We start from the raw sequence: 1,988 nt of genomic DNA, 5'->3' as shown, positions 1-1,988 counted from the left end.
GTGCCGGATGTAGTCGCATTAGCCAAAAACTATGTTTCTGATGAAGTGGATATGAACGCAGCTATGCAAATGGTTGTAGAAAAATATCCGCACTTCAAAGAACAGCAGCAGGAAGAAACACCACAGCCAAAATTTACAAACGGCGAACATAAAAAACAACCGTCATCCGAGTTAGAAGCTTGGGCGGCAGCGTTCAAATAATAGGAGGTAACGACATATGCCAAACTTAAACTATGCAGAGCTTTATTCACAGGGTTTACAACAAAGATTTGCACAAGGTCTTTATTTCACGGAGCTTTACAACACACCGAACAATTCCCGCATTAAATGGGTGAATGCCAAAACGATTCAGATTCCACGCATTGATGTAACAGGAATGACCGACTATAACCGCGAGGATATTGGCACATTCTCACGCCAGGTTGATAACAGCTGGGAAACTAAAACACTAGGCCATGACCGTGAATTCCGTACTATGGTTGATCCGGTGGACGTTGACGAGACAAACATGGCTATTACTATTGCCAATATCACAAAGGTCTTTAATGACGAGCAGAAAATCCCTGAAATGGATAAGTACATGGCTTCAAAGCTTTATTCTGAATTCCAGCAATATGGCGGGAAAGCCGATACGACTAAAATTGACGAAACTAATGTTTTGGGCGTCTATGATGAACTAATGTTACAAATGGACGAAGCGGAAGTGCCACTGGAAGGACGGATTTTATATGTAGCTGCGCCAATCTATACAGTTCTTAAAAACGCGCAACAAATTTCACGTTCTTTGTCAGTGACAAACAATAACGGCAATATCAGCCGTGGTGTTCGTTCACTTGATGAAGTCACTGTTAAGCCTGTTCCGTCCGCAAGAATGAAAACAGTGTACGACTTCACACGGGGGGCGGTTGTAGATCCTTCAGCGGTTCAAATTAACATGATTCTGATTCACCCTGATTCTATGCTTGCACCACAGCGCTATGAATTTGTGTCACTTGATCAGCCAAGCGCGAAAACAGGCGGCAAATTCCTATACTTTGAGCGCAAATATTGGGACGTATTCGCTATTGAGCGTAAAGTACCTGGCATGGCGTTCAATATCACGCCTGCTACGCCCTAATGCGCCCCAAAATCTATCGTACACAGCTAACGGATTGAGCGCCGATACACAACTGACAATCAATGTTACAGCCGTTGGGCCTGGTGGCGAGTCTCCTATGTCGGAAATCGTAACCAAAACAAAAGCGGCGGCTCAGTAATAAATAAGGAGGTACTTCACACATGGCAAAAGTGAAAAAGCTTAATCGTGTTTTAACGGTCTCAGACGAGGCCGTTAATGGTTATTTAAGAGACGGATATGATCAGATTGACGAGAGCGGGAAGGTTCTGAAGCGTGCAACTGGCGGGCGTACTGTCCCTATCGGTGAACACAACGAAGCATTAGACAAAATCGAAGCGCTAGAAGCGGAAGTGAAAGAGCTTAAAGCAGAGCTGAAGAAGGCTAAAAAAGCCGAAAAAGACAGCAAAAAAGAATAGAAAAGAGGGGTGAACATGCCTTATATCACTCCTGAATACTATAACAATGTGTACAAAGGGGCTGCGGCCCCTGATTCTGCTGATCTTGAAAGGTATATTGAACGGGCGAGCGACATTATAGACCAGGTAACCAACTTTCAGATATACGGAAAAGACATTAGCGGCTTTCCCTCACTCTTCAGAGACTTGATTATGAAGGCGACAGCGGCACAGGTAGAGTTTTACGTCATGAAAGGCGGCGATGCGGCGGTTAACGCGGGAATGGATGACATGAACAGTGTCAGCGTTGGATCATTCAGCTATAGCACTGGCGGCGGCTCTAGTTCGAATGGCAGTTCCGGCACACAATCAGCGCGTGTCAGCCCGTCTGTACTCTCATTTTTAGCGCCTACGGGTCTGCTATATCGTGGGGTGTCCGTTCATGGCTAAACCAATCCCTATTGAGCTGCTTATAC

General features: G+C 45.2%; 3 protein-coding genes and 1 pseudogene. All 4 read left to right on the top strand.

Annotated features, from left to right (window positions below):
- Positions 1-201, top strand: a pseudogene (locus ACFQ88_RS39585) (hypothetical protein); the annotation flags it as partial.
- A gap of 16 nt (positions 202-217) precedes the next feature.
- Positions 218-1,117, top strand: coding sequence for a capsid protein (locus ACFQ88_RS39580; protein ID WP_377957793.1), 900 nt, complete (start codon positions 218-220; stop codon positions 1,115-1,117).
- A gap of 161 nt (positions 1,118-1,278) precedes the next feature.
- Positions 1,279-1,533, top strand: coding sequence for a hypothetical protein (locus ACFQ88_RS39575; protein WP_376911013.1), 255 nt, complete (start codon positions 1,279-1,281; stop codon positions 1,531-1,533).
- Positions 1,534-1,548: 15 nt separating this feature from the next.
- A complete protein-coding gene (locus ACFQ88_RS39570) occupies positions 1,549-1,962 on the top strand; it encodes a head-tail connector protein (protein ID WP_376912396.1) in 414 nt (137 codons plus the stop codon).
- Positions 1,963-1,988 lie beyond the last annotated feature (26 nt).

Source organism: Paenibacillus sp. NPDC056579 (assembly GCF_042793215.1).
In the GTDB taxonomy this organism is placed as follows: domain Bacteria; phylum Bacillota; class Bacilli; order Paenibacillales; family NBRC-103111; genus Paenibacillus_S.
This window is presented reverse-complemented; position numbering and strand designations above follow the sequence as displayed.

Excerpts from the sequence above, each read along its gene's own strand:
- ACFQ88_RS39580 (WP_377957793.1), top strand. The coding sequence starts at position 218 with ATGCCAAACTTAAACTATGCAGAGCTTTATTCACAGGGTTTACAACAA.
- ACFQ88_RS39570 (WP_376912396.1), top strand. The coding sequence starts at position 1,549 with ATGCCTTATATCACTCCTGAATACTATAACAATGTGTACAAAGGGGCT.
- ACFQ88_RS39575 (WP_376911013.1), top strand. The coding sequence starts at position 1,279 with ATGGCAAAAGTGAAAAAGCTTAATCGTGTTTTAACGGTCTCAGACGAG.